Origin of the sequence: Extibacter sp. GGCC_0201 (assembly GCF_017566055.1) — a bacterium.
Classification (GTDB): domain Bacteria; phylum Bacillota; class Clostridia; order Lachnospirales; family Lachnospiraceae; genus Extibacter.
The window spans coordinates 1-209 of the sequence record NZ_JABFCH010000282.1 but is presented as its reverse complement, the minus strand read 5'-3'; the positions used below and the strand labels follow the sequence as shown (position 1 = coordinate 209).

1 pseudogene is annotated in these 209 nt (G+C 42.6%); it reads left to right on the top strand.

The window, feature by feature from the left end:
* Positions 1-209 (top strand): annotated as a pseudogene (locus HJV72_RS19545) (sugar phosphate nucleotidyltransferase); the annotation flags it as partial.

Below are 209 nucleotides of genomic sequence, written 5' to 3'. Positions count from 1 at the left end.
AGCTTTGACTATGCGGTAGTAGAACAGGAAAAAAATATCAAGGTCAAACGTTTTAATGGCTCCTGGAAAGACCTTGGTACCTGGAATACGTTGACAGAAGCCATGGAAGAACAGGCTATCGGGCAGGCTATCATGAATGAACAGTGTCAAAATCTGCATGTTCTAAATGAGCTTGATGTGCCGGTTCTTTGCATGGGTCTCAAAGATAT